This is a genomic window from Poritiphilus flavus (genome assembly GCF_009901585.1).
In the GTDB taxonomy this organism is placed as follows: domain Bacteria; phylum Bacteroidota; class Bacteroidia; order Flavobacteriales; family Flavobacteriaceae; genus Poritiphilus; species Poritiphilus flavus.
This window is the reverse complement of record NZ_WXYO01000004.1, coordinates 212,806-231,077: the sequence shown is the minus strand read 5'-3', so window position 1 is coordinate 231,077 and position 18,272 is coordinate 212,806. Positions and strand designations below refer to the sequence as shown.

At 45.4% G+C, this 18,272-nt stretch carries 16 protein-coding genes; 9 read left to right on the top strand and 7 right to left on the bottom strand.

Features of this window, described 5'->3' with window-relative positions; genetic code table 11:
• The first annotated feature begins 34 nt into the window (after positions 1-34).
• Complete coding sequence (locus GTQ38_RS10055; protein WP_161435380.1) at positions 35-415, top strand: RidA family protein; 381 nt, start codon at positions 35-37, stop codon at positions 413-415.
• Here GTQ38_RS10055 and GTQ38_RS10050 read toward each other — a convergent pair.
• The 4 genes from GTQ38_RS10050 to GTQ38_RS10035 all read right to left on the bottom strand — a co-directional run bounded on the left by GTQ38_RS10050 (position 408) and on the right by GTQ38_RS10035 (position 7,706).
• Positions 408-1,265 (bottom strand): N-acetylglucosamine kinase, encoded by an 858-nt coding sequence (locus GTQ38_RS10050; RefSeq protein WP_161435379.1) that lies wholly within the window; start codon positions 1,263-1,265, stop codon positions 408-410. The genes GTQ38_RS10055 and GTQ38_RS10050 overlap by 8 nt on opposite strands.
• 85 nt (positions 1,266-1,350) lie before the next feature.
• On the bottom strand, positions 1,351-2,352 hold the full coding sequence (gene gap, locus GTQ38_RS10045; protein WP_161435378.1) for a type I glyceraldehyde-3-phosphate dehydrogenase: 1,002 nt from the start codon (positions 2,350-2,352) through the stop codon (positions 1,351-1,353).
• 21 nt (positions 2,353-2,373) lie between these two features.
• Positions 2,374-3,360, bottom strand: a complete 987-nt coding sequence (pfkA, locus tag GTQ38_RS10040) for a 6-phosphofructokinase (protein ID WP_161435377.1) — start codon at positions 3,358-3,360, stop codon at positions 2,374-2,376.
• A 155-nt stretch (positions 3,361-3,515) separates the two neighbouring features.
• Entirely contained in the window at positions 3,516-7,706 is a 4,191-nt protein-coding gene (locus tag GTQ38_RS10035; RefSeq protein ID WP_238857894.1) for a translocation/assembly module TamB domain-containing protein, read from the bottom strand.
• Positions 7,707-8,031: 325 nt separating this feature from the next.
• Between GTQ38_RS10035 and tsaD the strand changes: the two genes are divergently transcribed.
• The 4 genes from tsaD (at position 8,032) to GTQ38_RS10015 (ending at position 11,372) form a co-directional block, all read left to right on the top strand.
• Positions 8,032-9,057, top strand: coding sequence for a tRNA (adenosine(37)-N6)-threonylcarbamoyltransferase complex transferase subunit TsaD (gene tsaD, locus GTQ38_RS10030; RefSeq protein ID WP_317169063.1), 1,026 nt, complete (start codon positions 8,032-8,034; stop codon positions 9,055-9,057).
• Between the two features lie 474 nt (positions 9,058-9,531).
• Positions 9,532-9,876, top strand: a complete 345-nt coding sequence (locus GTQ38_RS10025; protein ID WP_161435375.1) for a TfoX/Sxy family protein — start codon at positions 9,532-9,534, stop codon at positions 9,874-9,876.
• A 13-nt stretch (positions 9,877-9,889) separates the two neighbouring features.
• Positions 9,890-10,636, top strand: coding sequence for an FkbM family methyltransferase (locus tag GTQ38_RS10020; protein WP_161435374.1), 747 nt, complete (start codon positions 9,890-9,892; stop codon positions 10,634-10,636).
• 28 nt (positions 10,637-10,664) lie between these two features.
• Positions 10,665-11,372 carry a 16S rRNA (uracil(1498)-N(3))-methyltransferase gene (locus GTQ38_RS10015; protein WP_161435373.1) on the top strand — a complete coding sequence of 236 codons (708 nt, stop codon included), beginning with the start codon at positions 10,665-10,667 and terminating at the stop codon, positions 11,370-11,372.
• A gap of 69 nt (positions 11,373-11,441) precedes the next feature.
• Here GTQ38_RS10015 and GTQ38_RS10010 read toward each other — a convergent pair whose 3' ends face one another.
• Positions 11,442-12,224, bottom strand: coding sequence for a DUF1223 domain-containing protein (locus tag GTQ38_RS10010; RefSeq protein WP_161435372.1), 783 nt, complete (start codon positions 12,222-12,224; stop codon positions 11,442-11,444).
• Positions 12,225-12,268: 44 nt separating this feature from the next.
• Between GTQ38_RS10010 and GTQ38_RS10005 the strand changes: the two genes are divergently transcribed.
• The 4 genes from GTQ38_RS10005 (at position 12,269) to GTQ38_RS09990 (ending at position 16,641) form a co-directional block, all read left to right on the top strand.
• Positions 12,269-12,910 (top strand): DUF4159 domain-containing protein, encoded by a 642-nt coding sequence (locus GTQ38_RS10005; protein ID WP_161435371.1) that lies wholly within the window; start codon positions 12,269-12,271, stop codon positions 12,908-12,910.
• Positions 12,911-12,913: 3 nt separating this feature from the next.
• Complete coding sequence (locus GTQ38_RS10000) at positions 12,914-14,014, top strand: AI-2E family transporter (RefSeq protein WP_161435370.1); 1,101 nt, start codon at positions 12,914-12,916, stop codon at positions 14,012-14,014.
• Positions 14,015-14,072: 58 nt separating this feature from the next.
• Positions 14,073-15,203, top strand: a complete 1,131-nt coding sequence (locus tag GTQ38_RS09995; protein ID WP_317169062.1) for a class I SAM-dependent methyltransferase — start codon at positions 14,073-14,075, stop codon at positions 15,201-15,203.
• Positions 15,204-15,264: 61 nt separating this feature from the next.
• Entirely contained in the window at positions 15,265-16,641 is a 1,377-nt protein-coding gene (locus tag GTQ38_RS09990) for a Gfo/Idh/MocA family oxidoreductase (RefSeq protein WP_161435368.1), read from the top strand.
• A gap of 1 nt (position 16,642) precedes the next feature.
• On the opposite strand, the gene GTQ38_RS09985 is transcribed toward GTQ38_RS09990, so the two are convergent.
• Both GTQ38_RS09985 and GTQ38_RS09980 read right to left on the bottom strand, forming a co-directional pair.
• Positions 16,643-17,560 carry an alpha/beta hydrolase gene (locus tag GTQ38_RS09985; RefSeq protein ID WP_161435367.1) on the bottom strand — a complete coding sequence of 306 codons (918 nt, stop codon included), beginning with the start codon at positions 17,558-17,560 and terminating at the stop codon, positions 16,643-16,645.
• 1 nt (position 17,561) lies between these two features.
• Positions 17,562-18,269 (bottom strand): M15 family metallopeptidase, encoded by a 708-nt coding sequence (locus GTQ38_RS09980; RefSeq protein ID WP_161435366.1) that lies wholly within the window; start codon positions 18,267-18,269, stop codon positions 17,562-17,564.
• Between the last annotated feature and the right edge of the window lie 3 nt (positions 18,270-18,272).

Below are 18,272 nucleotides of genomic sequence, written 5' to 3'. Positions count from 1 at the left end.
TGCACTAAATCGTAAAGTCACAAAAACAATACCCATGAAAAGAATCATCAACACTGTAAATGCCCCAGCCCCTATAGGGCCTTACAACCAGGCTGTGATGCATGGTGATACGCTATACATATCCGGTCAGATACCCATGGATCCTAAGAGTGGTGAGCTCGTTGAAGGAGATATACAGCAGGAGACCAGGCAAAGCATGGAAAACCTGAAAGCGATTCTTGAGGAGGCCGGGATGTCTTTTGAGAACGTGGTAAAAGCCACAATTTTTGTCAAGGACATGCATCAGTTCGCTGAGATCAATCAGGCTTACGGAGCGTACTTCGATGCTGCTACCGCTCCGGCAAGGGAGACTGTAGAAGTTGCCAATCTACCTAAATTCGTCAATGTTGAGATCAGTATGATCGCGGTTAAATAGCGAGAGTTTCCTTGTGGAATTCCACCAGGCCTTCGATAGGTCTTTGTCTGATAACCCCAAGGATGAGGTCATTCCTTTCGATTACGGCTGTGAGTTCTTCCTTGAGATAGAAGGCTATACTTCCCACGAAATGGATGGGAACCTTTGTAGCCAGTTCAAACTGCATGATATGGTTGTTCACGAACTGCTGAAAACCTTTATCTATCACACCCTTGCAGTAAGGATGGTCTTTGTGTTCTATTAAAAATCTGGCAAATGTAGCCAGGTAGGTATTCGGGTTGGGCCTTTTGTACAGATTCTCCTTGATAACATCAGGGTCAAGATCGTATTCCCCTGAGAACAGATTGGCCAGGTCCTGTGGCATTTTGTGATAGTAATAATCACGGATCAACTTTCTGCCGAAAAAATTTCCACTACCGTCATCCATAGGGATATAGCCAAGTGACACAACCTTCTGAAACATCTGATGCCCGTCATAATAACTACAGTTAGAGCCAGTTCCGAGGATACATACTATGCCTTGTTTTCCTATTTTGGTAGTGGAGTAGATGGCCGCGTAGGTATCTTCTTTTACCTGGGGTACTGCATGGGGGAAGAATTCTTTGAAGATCTTCTTCAGGAATTTCCTCATCCGCTCGGTACCGCATCCCGCCCCGTAAAAATATAGGCGCTTTACTTTCCGGCTATTCTTGGAAATCTCAAAATTATTCGCCAGCCGCTCTATGATGACGTCTTTGGTGAGCACTTCAGGGCTCAGCCCAAGGGTTTGGGTCATAAATAATTGTTCACCATCTTCTCCGAGGGCAATCCAGTCTGCTTTGGTAGCACCGCTGTCTACTATGAATATCATGGAAAAAACTTTGCAAAAAACAGCTTCCTCAAAGTACACAAAATTTTGCTCACTTTAAGGAAACTGATCAAAATATTGGCTGTTTCTAAAGGCTATAAACGTGTTCGGCCAGATCTACCAGTTTGTGGGAGTAACCGGCTTCGTTGTCGTACCAGGAAATCAGCTTAAAGAATTTGGAGTTTAGTTCAATCCCAGCGCCGGCATCAAAGATGCTTGTACGAGCATCACTTACAAAGTCCTGAGAAACAACGGCCTCTTCCGTATATCCCAAAATTCCTTTGAGCTCGCCTTCGGCCGCGGCCTGGAACGCTTTTTTGATCTCCTCATAGGAAGTTTCCTTTTCCAATCTTACCGTAAGATCTACAACAGATACATCAGCGGTAGGTACCCTAAAGGCCATCCCTGTAAGTTTCCCCTGCAATTCAGGAATTACCTTGGTAACCGCCTTGGCGGCTCCGGTGGAAGCCGGAATGATATTCAACATGGCGCTTCTACCTCCCCTATAGTCTTTTTTGGATGGGCCATCAACTGTAAGTTGCGTGGCAGTAGTGGCGTGCACTGTAGTCATCAGGCCTTCTTCTATACCGAAGGTATCGTTGAGCACTTTGGCCAAAGGAGCCAGACAGTTTGTAGTACAGGAAGCATTGGATACAATGGTATCGCTGGCCTTTACCTGATCGTGGTTAACACCCATTACAAACATAGGAGCGTCTTTGGAAGGAGCTGAGATGACCACTTTCTTGGCCCCACCGTCAATGTGGTATTGAGCAGTTTCCAGGGTGGTAAAGATACCCGTACATTCCGCTACGATTTCGGCACCAACCTCATCCCACTTAAGGTTTTTGGGATCCCGCTCCGCGGTGATGCGGATGGTCTTTCCGTCAACGATCAGATTCCCATCTTTTACCTCGATGGTCCCGTCAAACCTGCCGTGTACAGAATCGTACTCCAGTAGGTAGGCCAGATGTTCTACATCCAGCAAATCGTTGATGGCAACAACATCTACGTTGTCTCTCTTTACGGTAGCTCTGAAAACAAGTCTACCTATCCTGCCAAATCCGTTAATTCCTATTTTCAATGTTGACATTTTCTCGTATTTAGATTAAAACTATGTGGTCATTATATCAGAAACCCTGATGAGTTCCTTGTCTATTTTCGTGTGTCCTCTCAAGGCTTCGGTTATGGGTGTCAGCACGATCTTACTATCCATTATGCCGACCATTAGGTTGGTCTTTCCTTCCAGAAGTGCCTCTACAGCCTTTACACCCATCCTGCTTGCCAAAACCCGGTCAAAGGCCGTTGGAGCTCCTCCCCTTTGCATATGCCCAAGAACAGATACCCTCACGTCGTAAATGGGCAAGTGCTCCTCAACATATTCCTTGAGCTCAAACACGTTCTTCCCTATCTTGTCTCCTTCAGCTACTACAACAATACTGGAAGATTTGCCGGACTTTTTACTTCTTTTCAGGGAATCCAGCAGACGTTCCAGTCCCAGGTTCTCTTCCGGGATCAAAATTTCTTCGGCTCCGGCCGCCACTCCGGCATTCAGGGCAATGTGCCCCACATCTCTACCCATTACTTCTATAAAGAACAGACGGTTGTGAGAGCTGGCTGTATCCCTGATCTTATCTATAGCATCAACTACAGTATTTAGAGCAGTATCAAAGCCAAGAGTGTATCTCGTTCCAAAAATATCGTTATCTATAGTACCCGGGATGCCGATAACCGGAAAATCAAACTCTTCATTGAAGGTAGTCGCGCCTCTAAAACTTCCATCGCCACCAATGACAACAAAACCTCCGATTCCTTCGGCAATGAGTTGGTCATAGGCCAATTTTCTACCTTCCGGGGTGCGGAATTCTTCACATCGGGCAGATTTTAGTATGGTCCCCCCTTTATTAATGATATTATTCACGCTCCGGGCGTTCATGGGTACAAAATCCCCTTCAATCATTCCGTCATATCCACGATATATCGCAACGCATTCCACGTCCAAAAAGGCGCAGGTACGTACCACGGATCTTATTGCGGCATTCATACCGGGAGAGTCCCCGCCAGAAGTCAAAACCGCTATCTTTTTTATATTCGTAGCCATTGAAAAAAATCGAATTGCGAAATTAACAAACTTCTCGGAAAAAAAAATGTGGCCTTCCGATTATTTATTCATTTTTGAGGATTCGAAAACGATTTCGGTAATAATTTTGGCATTCATTGTGGAAAATGCAACAAATCGATTTCCGGATTGAGAATTTAATTATTTGGCTTGCTGTTTTTTGGGAAGAATTGTATTAAACTGTCCCGACCCATGACAGATCCCGGATTTACCAGTGCAGGGGTCTCGTCCGGCAGGTCCTGTTTTTTCATAAATACTTTGCGCATCAGCTCCTTGAAACTGTTGAAATCCACCTCGTATGAAAGCCCCACACCCTGGGTGTATCCCTGTCGCTCGGTGAGGAACTGTTGAATCTGATTTTCGCGATTAAAGATCTTGGCACGCAGCGTACCTTCTTCGTTGAGTAATACCTGAATTTCGGCATCTCCCGCGACCACAGTTTCGGTAACACCTCCGACCGGAACCCCGAAGCGGCCGTTGAACAAGATCCGGTCGCTGATCCTGGTAGAAACCGTAACTCCGATCCTGTCTTCGGTCTGAACGTCATTCGGATCCTGATAGCCCTGTTCATAGGATACTCCGAAATCAAATTTATCATTGCCTCCACCGAGTACCTGATTGAGAATACTGGAAGCGCTTTGGATTGCATTACCCACCACAGCCTGACCGGAGAGTCCGGAATCATCATTTACAAAGGTCCCCTGGGCTAAGAGGAATATGGCATTTCGCTGTTGGACCGTCGGATCCTGCAGCCTGTATTCCAACTCAGATTTAACCGTTGAGCTCGTCCCCGGAAATTCAATATTGAAGTCTATGGTGGGCCTTTCCAACTCGTCTGTCAGCAGGACCACCACATCCGTCGGGATACGCCGGGTATATGCGGCATTATCCAGCAAAGGAGCCGGGTTGGCATTAAGGGAATAAACCGCCTCCATATTCAGGCGGGCGGCCAGTGGTTCGCCATCCCAAACGATGGTACCACCGGGCTTTACATTGAAAGTCTTATCGATCACCCCACCAAATTTGTAGTTGTATTCACCGGTCACCACCACAAAATCCCCGAACATATTGAATTTGCCATTGGTATTGATCTCAATGAACACCAGTCCGGCACCCGTGCCTTTGAGGGAGCTACCGGTCTTCTGATCCACAACGATCTCTACCTCGGCATCAGGGGTAACATCCAGATCGAATTGCAGTTCCAGACCTTCGTAATCCTTGAGTTGTCTTTCCAGTTCTATGGCCTCCACCCGGTCTTTTTCTATAAAATTGATAAAGGAGTAGTCGCCTACCGCCTCCACCTCACTGATCGGGATCTTAAGCGAGGTCCCGCGGGCCGTGGCGCCCTCAAAAGTGATGGTCAGGGCGTTTGTAGGTCCGAAGATCTTACCTTCCCCATTTACAAATCCGGTACCGTAATACAGAATTTCTTCTTCGAAAGGAGTATTCAGGATAAGGAAGCGATCATTATTGGTGTCCAAATCAAGATCCAACCTCCAGTCCGTAAAAAAATTATGCCTGATGGTGCCATTTAAGGTAGCACGGGTTTTCATGGCGATATCCTCCAGTTGTATATTCTGGAAATCAAAGGTCTGATTGAATAGCCGCACCACCGAATTCGATCCGAAGTCGTAATCCACGTTGAGGTAAGGTATGGCGAGGCCGGCATTGTTCAGGCTGAGCAACCCGCTGATGTCGGGGTTCTTGACATCCCCTTTGATCTGAGCGCTCCCATTGAGATCCCCCCGTATATTGGTGATCACCCCCTCGCCCAAAGGACTAAAGGGCACCAGATTAAAATCCGTAAAATTTGCCAGCAGGTCAGATTCCAGCACTCCATTGTTGTTGGTAACATTCCCAATGATGCTGAATTTCTCACGCTGGCTTTCTGTGATCGAAGAATTAACCACGAATTCCGTGAGGTTACGATTTCCGACGATCCCGATATTCAATTGTCCCAGTGGAATTCCATTGACCCCGAAATCGGTGATATCCAGGTTACAGATAGGCAGGTATTTTCCTTCGCGTTGCTGCAGGTTCAGCACCCCGTTGATCTCACCGGAAAGCTTCAGACTATCAATTGCCGGGGAGATCTTGTTCAGGGAAACGATCTTGAATTGCAACTCCAGGTCCTTATAGGTAGAATCAGCAACCTGACCTCGCAGTCGGATCTGTTCCCTGTTCTCGTTGTTCATGACGATCTCCTCAATGGTGATACTGTCCAGGGCCCGGTTGATAATCACCTTGTTCTGCCGGTTCCCGTCCCTGTTCAGCACCCAGGTATTCCCCTTAAAACTTACATCGGACTTCTTCAGGCCTATTACGGATTTGTTCTCTTCGTTAAACGTATGGTAGAAGTTCAGGTTATAGCTGTCATTATATTCACTTCCTCCCTTGAATTCCGTTCGGAAAAACAGGGTGTCTGTCAAAGTGGTATTAATGAGGTTGAAGTCCTTGACATCATAGTAAATCGTAGAGACGTCGTCCACCGACACGAAAGTATTGAACAGTGGGTTCTTATTGTCGATCTTAACATCTATATTCTTTAGCTCATTCCCGTAGGCGGCAATATTGGGCGACTTAAAGGTGAGTTTAAAATCGCCTTCATCCGCAATGATATTACCCCGGATAAAGGTGTTCGGGCCAAAATTCACTTCGGGAAAGAAAACATCAACAATCTTATTGTATATCTTAAAATTAAAAGCGAGTTCCTGCCCTGAGGAGATCTCAAAGGGCTTGTAATTGGTATAAATACTACCAATAGAGTTCCGTACCAGTTTTCCCAATTCCCTGACCTTGAATTTCCCTTTCATAAACCCGGTGATGATATCCGGAGAATTGATCTCAATGGTCCTTAGGGAATCCTCACCGAAGGAAGAGGCAATTTTGAAATCATCGAAGTAATAGGTCTGATTGATGTTTTGATAATTGGTCTGCGAGAACTTGATGTCTCCTTCAATATTATCAAAAGAGTCCCCGGTGATATCCATATTCACATCCCCCTTAAAAACAGCAACGCTATCTTCAATAAAATTGAGTTTTTTCAGATCCGCATAGTCAACCGAAGCAATGAAGTTAAAGGTATTGCGTTCACTGCCAAAGTCGGCTAGACCGGTAAAATTAAAGCGGAAGTTGTCGTCATTGCTGACCAGCGATCCATCGAACAACTGGTCTTTTACGATCCCGGAAACCTTGACATTATTGTATTCATAGCCGTTGTAGTTCAGGGCATAGATATCTCCTATAACCTCGGTATTCAGGCTTTCCTTTCCAAAGCCCCGACCTTCCACATTCACATCCAGGGAGGTCTTTCCCAGTTTCTTGTCATTGAGAAATCGACCCAGATCAAAATCGATCAGGGAAACAAAGCCTTTGTAATTCGCGTTGTCAATATTGTTTACATCGGTAAGGTCCAGGTCGGCATAGCTGCTGCCAATGCGACTGTTCAGGTTGATCTGCGCGTTGATGGAGTTTTCCGAAACCGTGGCATCTCCCCTTATGGTGAACTGCCCTATTTTTTGAAAGGAAGAGGGAAGGGATTTTCCCAATATGTTCGGCAGAAGAGACCTCAGTTGATAGTAGCTGGTGGTGATATTCTTAATATCCGCTACCATCAGAAAGGGTTCCTCCCGGCTAAAGAGATTCTTGAAATTGAAATCTCCCCGAATTCCTGTATTATCAGAACTCAGGAACAATTGCTCTACATTAAGATCGTTGAGCACTCCCTTTACATTGGAGGAAAAGGTGGCAGATTTCTCTTCTCCAAACTGATCATACAGGCGGTTCACCTCATCGAGACCCACGGTAGATTCGTTGAATTGGGCGGTGATATTTACCTTGTTAAGAAAATCCGCGAAATCTTTGCGATCATAATCAAAAACCACATTCCCCTTTAAATGAGATAAAGGGGTCTGAATGTCAAGGGAGTCAAAGCGCATCTGCTGCTTGGTATACTTGAAATTCGTCGCCAGGTTATTGAGGTCAATGCCTCTCTTACTTTTTAGGGATAGAGCCTCTACCACGGTAGTTACTTCAGGACCCAGTATCTGGAAATCGGCAGCTTCAATATTCAGCTCCTTGAAATTGAGGGTTTCCTGTGTTTCCAGGTTTTCATCGATCAGCCGGAACCAGCTATCCTGTACTTCAACATCGGCGGAGGAAAAGAAAAAAGGAGGTGTGCCTGGCGCTCTCGGCTTTCCATCGTCCAATTTATCAATAAAAATGCCCAGATTGGTATCGGGCGCCTCAGCATAGGTTTTCAATTTAAAATTCAAGCCTTCGATCTCAATATCCCCAAACTCCAATTTGCCATTGGCGAGATTCCGCATGCTTAGAATGGAGGTAGTTAATTCGTCAATGTAGAATAGGGTATCTTTCTGATAATCTTCGATATAGACCCCCCTCAGAGAGGTATCCCAACTGATCAGCGATATACGCAGCCTGTCAATATTGATATTGGTCCCAAACTCTTCGTTGATGGATTTAGTGGCGTAATTCGCAAAACTGGTTTGTACTACCGGAAGCGATAATACAACGGTTCCCAGTACACAGATGAGTAAAATGGCCAGGAAGATCCTTATCAGTATTTTTCGAAGTTTTTTGATAGGGTGTTATGTTTTACCTTTGTCCATCCAATATCTGTTCCAAACCCAGGTGAAAAAAGAAAATATTTACATTCTTGCCATAGAATCCTCCTGCGATGATACCTCAGCCGCAGTGATGTGCAATACCACCAGACTGAGCAATGTAGTGGCCACTCAGAAAATTCATGAAGAATACGGAGGAGTAGTTCCGGAATTGGCCTCCCGTGCGCATCAACAAAATATCGTTCCTGTGGTACACCAAGCTCTTGACAAGGCAAATATCGATAAAAAACAATTATCCGCCATAGCCTTTACCAGAGGACCAGGCCTGATGGGTTCACTGCTTGTGGGCACCTCCTTTGCAAAATCCATGGCTCTCGGATTGCAAATCCCGCTTATTGAAGTAAACCATATGCAGGCGCATATACTGGCTCATTTTATCGAGGAAGAAGGCAGCGAAAGCCCCAGCTTTCCCTTTTTGGCCCTTACTATTAGCGGCGGCCATACCCAGGTAGTGCTGGTAAAGGATTACCTGGATATGGAGGTATTAGGTGAAACACTGGACGATGCCGTTGGGGAAGCATTTGACAAAAGTGCCAAAATTCTGGGCCTGCCCTACCCCGGTGGTCCGCTGGTAGACAAATACGCCAGACTAGGTAATCCGGACGCTTTTCAGTTTCCCAAACCCAAAGTAGAGGGCTTGAATTTTAGTTTCAGTGGTCTAAAGACAAGCGTACTTTATTTCATTCAACGAGAACGTAAGAAGGACCCCGATTTTGTTGAAACGCATTTGAACGATATCTGTGCCTCCATTCAGAAGACCATTGTAAACATTCTTATGGACAAGCTCAAAGCAGCGGTCAAGCAGACCGGAATTACCCAGGTGGCCATTGGCGGCGGGGTTTCAGCAAATTCCGGAATTCGGAAAGCACTTCAAGAGGCTGAAGAGGATTACGGTTGGAAAACGTATATCCCAAAATTTGAGTACTGTACGGATAATGCCGCTATGATAGGGATTGTAGGATATCTCAAATACCGTATGGGAGATTTCTCGGATCAAAGCATAACTGCAAGGGCCAGGTATGTTATTGGTTGATCCCTTCTTCGCCAAGGCTACGAAGGAAGCAATCAGTTGGCAGTTGGCGGTAGGCAGTTGGCAATACTGTCTGGTCGAGCGTCCGCCCGCGCCGGTACGGACGGGGAGTCGAGACCTAATCATGAAGTAAATAGTCCCGATAGCTATCGGGAGTGAACAGATTACCAACTAGCCAGATAAGCGTCTAATAATCAAACCTTCTAAGCATCCAACGATCTAATAGTCTAACAATCTAACCGTCTATCTCTCCTATTTCACAGTTTCACAATTTTACAGTTTCACAGTTTTACATTGCTACATTAATGCATTGTTACATTAGATAGTTAGACGGGTAGACCATTAGATGGCCAGACCGTTAGTTTTTCACAATTTCACAGCTTTACAGTTTCACAATTTTACCTTTCCATATTGCTACATTAGATCATTTTTCCGTGAGCTAAATTTATCCTTACCTTTGGCCTTAAGATAATTGGTATGCCCTACAACGAAGATCTCGAATACCGCCTGAGCCAAGCGATCACATGGCTTCCAAAAGAAGTGGCGGAATCCATAACCAAGAAAAAAATGTTTGGGGGCCTTGCCTTTCTCTACAAAGGCAAGATGACTGTTGGTGTGGTTAAGGACGAGCTGATGTGCCGGGTAGTTTCGGGAAAAATGGAGGAAGTACTGGCCCGGGAACACGTCCGCCCAATGGATTTTACTAATCGCCCAATGAAAGAATTCGTTTTCGTGTCCGGGGAGGGTTACCGAACAGAGGAACAATTACAATCCTGGCTGGAGTTAGGAATAGAACACGCGGAACATGCCCTCCGCAAATAACCCAAAAACCTGAATGAGTGCGATAAAGTCTTTTCTCAGGAACCCCAGGCAATATCTAGCCGGAGTTTATTTTAGTTTATTCAAAAAGGTCTTTCAGAAGAACGGCCTGTCCATCCACATTCCATTTGAACTCACGGATGTCCCCTTCAGGGGTCGGTTTATGCTTAATAAATACGAAAAAGAAGAGGCTACTTACCTGGCCAAATACCTCCCACAAAATGCTACGGTCCTTGAACTGGGATCTTGTCTCGGCTATGTTTCATGTCTCACCAACAAGATCCTTGCAGATAAGCAGGCACAAGTTGTTCTGGAAGCAAATCCGGCACTCATCGAATGGATCCGTAAAAACAAGGAGGTAAATGAATGTGGATTCCATATAGAAAATGCCATAATTTCGAAGCAGAAGCAGAACGAATTTTTCATCCATGACCTGATCGTAGGAGGCAGTACAAAACGAAAAACCGCAAAACGCCTGGAAATTGAAGGGGTAAGCATCCCGGAGATCGAAGAAAAATACAGTCTCAATTTTGACACCCTGATCATGGATATCGAAGGTGGAGAGTTAGACCTTTTCAGATCGGAGCGCGAAGACCTGAGTAAATTCAAATTAATATTTTACGAAGTACACCCCTTCGCAAATATTCTTTCTGAGGAAGAGGCCCTGGAATGCGAAGGAATACTCAAGGAAATCGGATTTCAGATGGTATTGCGCGACGGAAACTTTCAGATCTGGGAGAAGTTAGCCCCTCGTCCCGCTTAATTTAATATTTTTAGAAAAAGGATCTTTTATGCAACTCTTTTACAATCCCAGATTAGATCAGAGCGTTTCCCAATTTTCCTTTGGGCCGGAGGAAAGCAAACACATAGTCAAGGTATTGCGCAAAACGGTCGGTGATGAACTCAGTATCACCAATGGGGAGGGCTATCTCTTCACAGCGGAAATTATTCAGGCAGACCCCAAACAGTGCAAGGCAGCCATAAAGGACACCCAGAAAAAACATCGCAAAATGCACTGGCTACACCTGGCGGTGGCTCCTACAAAGACCAATGATCGGTTTGAATGGTTCCTTGAAAAAGCCACAGAGATAGGGGTTAATGAAATTACTCCGGTGATCTGCGAAAGGTCTGAAAGAAGATCTATTAAACCTGAAAGGCTTGAAAGGGTAATGCAGTCGGCGATGAAGCAATCCCTCAGGACCTATTTACCCAAACTGAACCCGGCAATTCCCTTTAGTGAATTCATTGCAAAACAGCATGAAGGGCTTTGTTTTATAGCGCATTGTGAAGAAGATGAAAAGCTGGATCTCAGAAGAAGAGTTGCGCCGGATAAAGACGTAACCGTCCTTATAGGCCCTGAAGGTGATTTTAGCCGACAGGAAATTGACCTGGCGTATGAGAACGGTTTCTACCCGGTTTCCCTTGGAGAGCACCGGCTAAGGACGGAGACTGCGGCCCTGGTAGCCTGTACTACTGTTTCTCTGGTAAACAGTCGTTAAAGGACCAAAAAATTCCGCACCCTCCGATCCATAGGAAAAATGCGGAATAACTAAACAACAAATTCGCAATTAACCTTTAAGCTCGCTTTTAGCCGCCGCGGTTATATCGTATGTATCGCTTTCTACCAAAACAATTAGTTCAAGTTTTTCTCCCGGCTTTACCAGATCGGGGACAGGCATTGTGATGCTTCCACTACTATCAGTGAGTTCAGCGAACTGCTCTCCTACTACAATATTGCTATTAGTAAGCGTGCGGTTGCGGTTTTCTCCTCTTTTTATATGAGTAGTGCGTTCATCCAAAACCAACAATATCCTGAGCATTTTGTCCGTGGTATCCCCCAGAACCTCATAATTCAGTTTTACCTTGCGCTTTTCCGCATTGATATGGCTCAGGCTGATCTTATTCGCTGCTTTCTTTTTGCCATAGTCCTTAAGGGCAGCATTCATTCTGGAACTATTGGAACCTACAAAGTGTTCCATACCGTTAACCACCAACTGTGGGGTGTAATTGCTCCTATTCCTGAATTTATGATTATATATCCCCTGCTTTTTGGCAAAGCGCGGCTTGCTGAAGGGATCCTCCCATCCGATATAATTCCAATAATCCACGTGATAAGACAAGGTGAAAACCCTGTCGTTTCCTTCTTGCTTTACGCGTTTCAGAAGCGCATCTGCTGATGGGCAGCTTGAGCAACCCTGTGAGGTAAAAAGCTCCAGGACCACTATGGGTTCATAGCTACCTTCAATCCTATCGTTATCCGATACAGCTTCCGTCTTATCAGCACTTATACTTGTGAATGCCACAGTTATCAGGGCTACTAATACTATTGTAAATACAATCGTCCTTTTCATCGCTTAATTTGCTACATTTGATACAATCAATGGGTCGAAAACATATGAGGCAACTTACCCTATTACTTATTCTTTTTTCATTTTCCCTCTTAAACGGACAGGAAATAGGGGTACTGAAATACGGCGGAGGTGGAGATTGGTATTCCAATCCTACCGCCCTTCCTAATCTGATCCAATTTTGCAACGAAACTATAGGAACTACCATTTCGCCAAAACCTCAGACCGTGGATGTGGGTAGCACGGACATATTCCAGTATCCTTTCGTTCACATGACCGGGCACGGGAATATTTTCTTTTCGGATGAAGAGGCCGAAAATCTACGGACTTACTTGCTTTCAGGGGGATTTCTGCATATCGATGACAACTACGGCATGGAGCCTTACCTGAGAAAAGAACTCCCTAAAGTATTTCCCGACAAGGAACTTCAGGAACTCGGCTCAGATCATCCCATTTTCTCACAGCAGTTCGACTTCCCGGATGGTTTGCCAAAAATTCACGAGCACGACGGGAAACGGCCGCAGGCCATGGGTATTTTTCACCAAAACAGACTGATTTTGTTGTTTACTTTCGAAAGTGATCTGGGGGATGGCTGGGAAGACCCTGAAGTGCACAATGATCCGGAAGAAGTCCGGCAAAAAGCGCTGCAGATGGGCGCCAATATTATACAATACGCATTTAAAAACTAACGCATGACCCCCAGGCAAATCTCCCAAGGTATACTCAGGGCTGTCGGTATTCTTGTCGGTATAACCCTGATCCTTTATTTCTTATATGCCATACGATCTGTTTTGGCTTACCTGGCATTGGCCGCTGTGGTCGCGCTCTTAGGCAGACCCATTGTATTATTTCTCAGGAGGAAACTCAAGTTTCCTAACACTCTGGCCGTTGTAATCGCCATGCTGGTCATGGTAGGAGTGCTGGCAGGGATCATTGCCCTTTTTGTTCCGCTGATCACAGAGCAGGGAAAAAACCTTTCGCTCCTGAACATAGACGATCTTCAGAGAAACTTCAATACACTTTACCAGGAGATCCTTACCTATCTGGGAGCTTCACCTGAAGCCGTAAACGAGATCATCCGGGAGTCAGAACTGGAAAAAAGTGTACTGCAAGGTCTGGATATTGGTTTTATTCCCAACATCCTCAATTCCTTTGTGGGCATACTGAGTTCCGTGAGCATAGGTTTATTTTCAGTACTCTTTATCTCTTTCTTCTTTCTCAAAGACAGTAAACTGTTCCAGCGTGGTTTGCTGACATTTGTACCAAATGACAAGGAAGGTGGTACGGTGAAATCCATAGACAAGATCAACGGTTTGCTCTCTCGTTATTTCGTTGGTCTCCTGCTACAGATCCTGGTACTTTTTGTGATCTATACGATCACATTGCTGCTTGTGGGTGTGGAGAACGCTGTTGTCGTTGCCTTCCTTTGCGCCCTTTTTAATATCATTCCCTATGTGGGTCCGATAATAGGTGGAGTACTGATGATCTTCCTTACTATGACCAGTTTTTTAGGCTTCGATTTTAGCACAGTAATTCTCCCTAAAACAGGATGGGTCCTCATCGGTTTGGTCATTGGTCAGCTGGTTGACAATTTCTTCTCTCAGCCTTTTATTTTTTCCAATAGCGTTAAATCCCATCCACTGGAGATCTTCCTGGTCATCATCATCGCCGGTCTGCTTTTCGGGGTGGTCGGAATGATCGTCGCGGTGCCGGGATATACCGCGATAAAGGTCATTCTGAAGGAATTTCTGGCCGAAAATAAAATTGTAAGTCGACTTACAAAAGATTTATAATTTTACTTTGAATAAGGAGATATTAAATACTGGTGTACAGGATTTTATAGCCAAAAATTTGAACACTGACATCCTGTCAGTTTTACTAAAAAAGCCCCTTTTCGAAGGGATTTCTCAAAAGGAACTTGCCCAACAGATAGAAGGGAGAAAAAAAAGCCAGAACAAGTTGCCTGTCTGGTTCAATACCCCTGGAGTGTACTACCCTACCCGGCTTCAGTTAGAGCAAACCTCTTCACAGTTAACTGCTGAGTATAAATCCCGGATTCCGAATGGAAACTCCCTGATAGATCTTACCGGAGGCTTTGGTGTTGACAGTTATTTCTTCAGCCTTAAAATATCAGAAGTTGAACACTGCGAGATCAACCCCGATCTCTCTGAAATTGCCGCCCACAACTTTGGTGTATTGGGTGCTAAAAACATCAAAACACGTCCCGCTGATGGCCTGGAATATCTTCGGAATTCTAAACGGACTTTTGACTGGATCTTCCTGGACCCTGCTCGAAGAGACGAGCTAAAAGGAAAGGTTTTCTTGCTTTCCGATTGCCTGCCGGATGTCACCCAACATCTGGATTTCCTAATGGAAGTTTCAGAGAATGTTCTCATCAAAACCTCTCCCCTGCTGGATATCACTGCCGGACTGCGAGAGCTCGGAAATGTGCGGGAAATTCATGTTGTGGCTGTGGAAAATGAGCTGAGGGAATTGTTATGGGTGATCCAAAAAGGTTTTGTTGCAGAACCATTGATCAAAACGGTTAACCTTAAAAAGTCTGCAGAGGAGTTGTTTGGCTTTCGTATTTCAGCTGAAAAGTCTGCCAGCAGTACGTATTCTGAGCCTTCCGGATTTCTTTACGAGCCCAACGCGGCTATTTTGAAGGCCGGTGCCTTTAAGACCATCGGAGTGCAGTACGGGTTGAACAAGCTACATGAACATTCACATCTCTATACCGCCGACCAACTGATCACATTTCCAGGAAGGAGGTTCCGTGTAAAAAAAGTGCTACCATACAACAAAAAACAGATCAGGGCTCTTAAGCTTTCCAAGGCGAATATCAGTACCAGGAATTTCCCGGAAACCGTTGCCAGCCTGAGAAAAAAGTTAAGGATCAGGGATGGAGGTGAGCATTATGTTTTTTTTACAACAATAATGCAGGGAAAACTAGCTGTTCTGCTGTGCGAAAGGGTTTCTTAATAAATTTTATCGGTATATTTATTACAACATCTAACCTTCTAATACGCACAAACACATATCTATGGAAGCCAAAACATTTAACATCAATCGCAGGAATTTTCTAAAAGGAGCCACCGCCGCAGCTGTACTTTCTTCATTCGGGATGTATGGCTTTGAATTGATGCATCGGGACAAGCCCTGGAGAGTGGGACTCATAGGGGCCGGATGGTATGGTACCAGCGACCTTTTTAAGCTTATACAGGTGGCCAATGTTGAAGTTATCGCCATTTGTGATGTGGACAGCAGGTTCGTAGATGAAGTGGCTACACTGGTCTCCCAAAGGCAGCGATCAGGAAAGAAACCCCGGGGATATTCAGATTACAATAAGATGTTGGATGAAAATGGCCTGGAACTGGTGCTGATAGGGTCTCCGGATCACTGGCACGCCCTGCAGTGCATAGATGCGCTAAAGGCTGGTGCCCATGTCTATGTGCAAAAACCGATTAGCGTGGATGTCATAGAAGGTGAAGCCATGGTAGCCGCAGCACGCAAGTACAACCGGGTGGTACAGGTAGGTACCCAGCGCAAAAGCACCCCTCACCTGATACACGCCAAAGAGGAAATTGTTGATAAAGGATTACTGGGGAAGATTTCGCATGTAGAGATGTGTTGCTATTTCCACATGAGGGCCAACGGGAATCCACCACTGGAAGAAGTTCCGGAATTCCTGGATTACGAGATGTGGACAGGTCCCGCTCCACTCAGACCCTATGACGGTTTACCCCATAAAAGGTGGTGGAGGACCTTCATGGAATACGGCAATGGAATAATGGGCGATATGTGCGTGCATATGCTGGATACGGTGCGATGGATGCTAAAGCTGGATTGGCCAAACCGAATCAGTTCCACAGGTGGCATTTACGTTCAAAAAGATGGAAAATCAAATATCGCTGATACCCAAAGTGCCCTATTTGAATACGAAGAGCTCAATTGTGTATGGCAACATCGCAGCTGGGGCAACCCTCCGGATCCGGAATACCCCTGGTCTTTCAAATTGTTTGGGGAAAAGGGAACACTCTCCGGAAGCACCATGCAGTACGATTTCGTACCCTACGGGGATGGAAAACCCGTGCATATGGATGTAGTTTACGAAAAAGAAAAATATCCGGAAGACCTTGAAGAAAAAGGAATAGAACTAAATGCCGCACCAGCGACAAGACTGCATATGTTGGATTTTCTGGCCGCTATTGACAAGGGCACAAAACCTGTCGCGGACATTCTGGAAGGCCATATATCTTCGGCCAGCTGTATACTGGCAAATCTGTCCATGGAAGCTAAGCGGCCCGTGGTCTACGACCCTGAAAAGCGAATTGTGGTAGGTGATCCCGAGGTCACTGAAAAACTAAAGCGCCCTTACAGGGATCCCTGGAAACATCCGCTACCTGAAGATTTCCTATAATTTAGTCCATAGTTTCCAGCCATTCCAAAAGCCGATCGGTCCAGCTTCGCAGATAGGGATCGCTCAGGGCCAATGAAAACCCGTGTCCCCCTTTGGGATAAATATGCATGGTGGCAGGCACCTTATTTGCTTTTAAAGCCTCAAAAAATAGCAGACTGTTCTCTACCGGAACTCCCAAATCATCCACCGCATGGATGAGCAAGGTCGGCGGAGTTTCAGAACTTACCTGTAACTCATTGGAATAGTGCGCTACGAGTTCCGATGGCGGATTTTCACCAATTAAGGCCTTTTTAGATCCTTGGTGAGTAGCCTCACCGGTAAAGGTGATCACCGGATAAACCAGGGTCATAAAATCCGGTCTGGCGCTCATCTGGTCTAGGGAGTCTTTGGCCTTATAAACGTCCTCATTAAAATGTGTCCCCAGTGTTGAAGCCAGGTGCCCGCCTGCAGAAAATCCCATGATACCGATCTTGTCTGTAGCGATTTTCCATTCCGCGGCCCTGGAACGAACAAGTCTCATGGCGCGTTGCGCATCCTGTAAAGGTACTTTGTGCTTTTCGGTCAGCGCTTCGGAAGTAGGTAAGCGATACTTCACCACTATTCCCGCAATCCCTCTGGAATTGAGAAATTTGGCTATATCGGTACCTTCCCAATCGTAAGCCAGGATGTGATAGCCACCTCCTGGAAATATGAGCACCGCCTGGCCGTTGCGGTTTGCCGGGGCAGGAAGGTATACTTCAATACTGGGAATTTGCACTTTGCTTATCCTAAGGATATCACCCTTTTCCCTTACTTCTTTCTCGTTTTCCGAAATGCGGTTGGGAATGCTTTCAGGCCAAAGTGGCATAATGGTATCCTGAGCATATATCCCAGTTGAAAACAGCAACATTGCCAGGAAAAAATAAGTTGGTTTGTTCATATTATTTACATTCCCATTTGAAATCAGCTATCTTCTGGTTAGATGACGCGGTTAAGTTGTAATGCCACCATTCCGTACGTATTCCCCAGAAACCATGACTTTCCATACCCTCTTTCAATAGTTTCCTGTTGTCCAATATTTCCCGGGGCAGGTCCATATTATCGTGATAGGCCCTTTTACCAAAAAAATCAAAATCCGTTCCCATATCCAGATCTACTCCATCAAGGGTTGCGAGGGTGATATCTACCGCTCCGCCTTTGTTGTGTATGGAACCCTTAACGGGATCCGCTACGTACTGCGGATTAGGTACAATTTCCCACATTTTGTATTGAACTGAATTCGGGCGATAGCAATCAAAAAACTTGATCTTATACCCCTTTTTCATAAAATCTTTATTAGCAGCTATAAGAGCTTTGGCAGTCATCACCCTGGTGTAACATTCCGGGCAGTCGTAAACCTTGGCCTTGAGAAAATTGTTCTCCGTTGCGTAACGCATATCGTAGAGGAAATCCTCACTAAAGTCTGCCAGCCTGACAAAAGTAGTATCCGCCAGGCCTTCAAAAGACCTCAGAACGGGTTTATCATCTGGCAAAGGAGCCTTAATTTCCTGTGCTTCAGGCATATTTTCGCTTTCGTTAATCTGTGATCTTTTATGGTCTTTACAGGCTGCAATAAGTAGCAGAATAAGAAGAATTCGGATGTTGTTCATGGT